The organism is Microcystis sp. M113S1 (genome assembly GCF_020246945.1).
GTDB lineage: Bacteria > Cyanobacteriota > Cyanobacteriia > Cyanobacteriales > Microcystaceae > Microcystis.
In genome coordinates this window covers 1-3,255 of sequence record NZ_JADBSA010000053.1, presented here as the reverse complement: position 1 = coordinate 3,255, position 3,255 = coordinate 1, and the positions used below count along the sequence as shown (strand labels likewise).

Genomic DNA, 3,255 nt, shown 5'->3' with positions numbered 1-3,255 from the left:
GTCAGTCTGTAGAGCGACCATAAGACCAGAACAGAGTAAATCTGTTAAGGCAGGTGCGAAACCCCGCAAGGGAAAGAAGCAGAAACCTAAATCGTGAGGTTTGGGAATCACCGTCCGTTTTACGGCGGTGAGGATGTCAATTTACGATCCACTGCGATCAAGCTGTGCTATCCCGGGCAAAAACTGGAGCCAGTTTTTAGCCATCAGGCTCTTGTGCATTGAAACTGGCTATTGGCAATTTTAGGACAAGACGTTACTATTACTAGGGAGCATCTCATTTATGCAAGTGAGTAATTACGCTTGTCTCTAAAACTTGCTTCTGGTAAGGCTTTCAAAATAGCTTGACATAAAACTTAATTTAGGAGTTACAAAGGTCAGATGCTCCCCGTTACTAGACCTCTTGTAAAAATCAAAAATTGTTGTTGGGGTTAGGAGCCGGTCGTCGGTCGTCAGGAGAATTAAGAATGAATAACAATCAATTACATGGTCTATTCACAGATTTTATGCCATTTAATCCTTATTTTTACCGTTTTTGAATCCTCAAAAATTAATTATGCAAGAGGTTACTGAATCAAAATATGAATACTAATCGTGCATTATATCCATAAGTTAGTCTAGTGCTAGGTTTGAAAAATTAGACCTCCTGCCAATACTTTGCCCGGTGACGAGAGCATCTTTCTCCTACCATAATTTAGGCTCGAAACCAGAATCATTAATGATTTCTACCGGTTCTCCTGATGGTTTAATCACAAATAAACCTTGTTTATAGGCATAACGATCTATTCCTTCATCTATTTCTATTCCTGCCACTGCACCATAAGCTTGATAGTTTTTATAATGGGGAAATGCTTCTTTAAATCGACTTAATTTTTCTAAAAACTCATTGACATCATCTTTCGATAAACGAGACTTACATTCTACTAAAACTACCTCGGTTTCATCGACGGCTAAAATGTCAATCTCCATGGCTATTCCTTGCCGTTTTACCCTGGCACGACTGTAGGTTTCTTTAACATCGATACCTTTGCCACGAAATAGGCTAATAACAGCAGGTTCGACTAATTCCTCGACAAATCTTCCCCAGCGAGTGGTTAAACTATCCACGGCACGACTGGTATTGGCCACTGTTTTCTCTAGCTTGGCTAAACGGCGATCGGCTTCAGCAGCCCGGCGATCGGCTTCAGCCTTGGCTTCAGCAGCCCGGCGATCGTATTCTTGACGTGATTGTTCAAACTTTTCGTTAGTTTTCTCAAAAAGTTTATAGATATCTTCGATGGTAATCGGTTGAGCCATGGTTATTTGTTTTAATTCTTACTCTAATTGTACTACCTAAGTACCAGTCAGTCTTATCTCTTTACCAGCCGATTATGTAACAAAAAATTTAGAATTGCCAATAATTGTTACAAATACTTGACTTAAGATATTTCTATGGTGACAGAAACACAAATCAAAGAAAAAGCGCTAGAGTTGGGCTTCCATGAGGTCGGTATTGCCTCTGTGGACAGCCAAGACTCGGCGGTATCCCATCTAAAAAGCTGGTTAGAGCGGGGTTATAACGCTGATATGGATTGGATGACTAACCCGAAACGACAGGATATCAAAACTCTTTGGCCAGAAGTGCGATCGCTAATTGGTCTCGCCCTTAACTACTACACCCCCCAGCAACACAGTCAAGAGCAAAACCATGGCAAAATTTCCCGTTATGCTTGGGGACGGGATTATCACAAAGTATTAAGTAAAAAATTAAAAGCCCTCAGTCAATGGTTAGAAAGTCAGGGGGAGCAAATTCAAACCCGTTACTATGTGGATACAGGACCAGTACAGGATAAAGTTTGGGCGCAAAGAGCAGGGATCGGCTGGATTGCCAAGAATGGTAATTTAATTACCCGCAATTACGGCAGTTGGGTGTTTTTAGCAGAAATATTAACTAATTTACCTTTAGAACCGGATCAACCCCATAGTGACCATTGTGGCACCTGTAGCCGTTGTTTAAGCGCTTGTCCGACCCAAGCAATAGTTAGTCCCTATGTGGTGGATGCTAATCGCTGTATTGCATACCATACCATCGAAAATCGTGCTGTAACTTTGCCTACAGAAATTGCCAAGAATTTACAAGGTTGGGTAGCTGGCTGCGATATCTGTCAAGATGTCTGTCCTTGGAATCAACGTTTTGCCCAAGTTACCGACGTGGAGGATTTTCAACCTCGTCCCGAAAACCTCTCGCCAAGGTTGGATGAATTAGCTAATCTAACTATAGAGGAGTGGGATCGTCGTTTCATCTCGTCAGCCCTGCGTCGAATCAAACCTCAGCAGTGGCGACGTAATGCCCAAGCTAATTTAGCTCATTCCCCTCACCCCGTACAAGATGACAATTAAAGTAGTAGTGTTCGATTTTGATGGTACTATCGCCGATACCCACGATACTTTCGTGGAGATTGTCAATCGTTTGGCTAAAAATTTCGGTTATCAACCCATCAACGAGGAAGATTTGGCCAGACTAAAAAACCTTAGTTCCCAAGAAATTATTAAACAATCCCAAGTTTCCCCCGTTAAAATCCCTTTTTTACTCTATCGAGTTAAACGGGAATTAAATAAACAAATTGAATGTCTGAAACCTTTCCATGGCTGGCATCACTGCCTCGCCACTCTTAAAGAAAGAGGCTATAGATTAGGAATAATAACTTCTAATACCAAAGAAAACGTCACCATCTTTTTAGCAAATAATCAACTCTTAAGTTTATTTGATTTTATCTATTCGGGAACGCCTTTATTCGGCAAACACAAAATTATCGATCGCCTGATCCGACAAAATAAATTCTGTCCCGATGAAATGATTTATGTCGGCGATGAAACTAGAGATATTACTGCTGCCCAAAAAAGTCGAGTGCAAGTGGTGGCCGTCGCTTGGGGCTTTAATTCCCCTCAAATTCTCACTCAATTTAACCCCGATCATCTCATTGATCATCCCCTAGAATTATTGGATATTTTAGATAGGGCTGGCTGAAAAAGTTTTTCCTGGGGGCAGGGAAAGGCAGTTTTGACATTTGTACTAGAATATCCAATACTCAGTTTAATTAGGGTCTGCTGAAAAAGTTTTTCGGTGGGGGTTGGGGGTTGGGGGTTGGGGGTTGGGGGTTGGGGGTTGGGGGTTGGGGGTTGGGGGATGGGTTTTACCGATTTTCAGGTGGTCAACTACCTAATTTTCAGGGAAAAAGTACCTGAATTTTCCCCCTGATCACTCCCATGCCTGGTACT

The 3,255-nt window shown here is 41.8% G+C and carries 3 protein-coding genes; 2 read left to right on the top strand and 1 reads right to left on the bottom strand.

Annotated elements, in window-relative coordinates; translation table 11 throughout:
* Positions 1–681: 681 nt before the first annotated feature.
* Positions 682–1,293 (bottom strand): DUF3782 domain-containing protein, encoded by a 612-nt coding sequence (locus tag IM319_RS03220; RefSeq protein WP_287734625.1) that lies wholly within the window; start codon positions 1,291–1,293, stop codon positions 682–684.
* Between the two features lie 135 nt (positions 1,294–1,428).
* Between IM319_RS03220 and queG the strand changes: the two genes are divergently transcribed.
* A complete protein-coding gene (queG, locus tag IM319_RS03215) occupies positions 1,429–2,376 on the top strand; it encodes a tRNA epoxyqueuosine(34) reductase QueG (RefSeq protein ID WP_287734623.1) in 948 nt (315 codons plus the stop codon).
* Positions 2,366–3,004, top strand: coding sequence for an HAD-IA family hydrolase (locus IM319_RS03210; protein ID WP_287079312.1), 639 nt, complete (start codon positions 2,366–2,368; stop codon positions 3,002–3,004). The genes queG and IM319_RS03210 overlap by 11 nt, the downstream gene beginning before the upstream one ends.
* The last annotated feature ends 251 nt before the right edge of the window (positions 3,005–3,255 follow it).

What these genes read in the sequence shown, in the direction of transcription:
- queG (WP_287734623.1), top strand. Translation starts at nt 1,429, where the DNA reads ATGGTGACAGAAACACAAATCAAAGAAAAAGCGCTAGAGTTGGGCTTC.
- IM319_RS03210 (WP_287079312.1), top strand. Translation starts at nt 2,366, where the DNA reads ATGACAATTAAAGTAGTAGTGTTCGATTTTGATGGTACTATCGCCGAT.
- IM319_RS03220 (WP_287734625.1), bottom strand. Translation starts at nt 1,293, where the DNA reads ATGGCTCAACCGATTACCATCGAAGATATCTATAAACTTTTTGAGAAA.